The sequence below is a fragment of the Caballeronia sp. GAFFF1 genome (genome assembly GCF_023630705.1).
In the GTDB taxonomy this organism is placed as follows: Bacteria; Pseudomonadota; Gammaproteobacteria; order Burkholderiales; family Burkholderiaceae; genus Caballeronia.
Window position 1 is genome coordinate 1 of the sequence record NZ_JALQEM010000060.1, and the last position, 259, is coordinate 259.

Below are 259 nucleotides of genomic sequence, written 5' to 3' on the forward strand. Positions count from 1 at the left end.
GTCGCAGGCAGACGCGCTCTCGCGCAGGAACATCGTGCATTCGCGCGCCACCACTTCGCGCTCGTTGTCGGACGTGATCATGTGATAGGAGTCGTCGAGCCAGATGGTCCGCAAGAACGACGCGCCTACGTTTGCCGCGACGAATCGCGCGTTGTGCGGGCTCGAGGTCTCGTCGTCGATAGCGTGAATGACGAGGCAGTCGCTCGTGACGCGCTTCAGCTTGCCACGCACCGATGCCGCGAGACGGCTGGCCTCGTGC

1 protein-coding gene is annotated in these 259 nt (G+C 64.5%); it reads right to left on the reverse strand.

What is annotated here, in order from left to right; all coding sequences use genetic code 11:
* Window positions 1-259 (reverse strand): alpha/beta hydrolase (locus tag NCR37_RS28295; protein WP_502800610.1); only part of this gene is annotated, 259 nt, incomplete at both ends.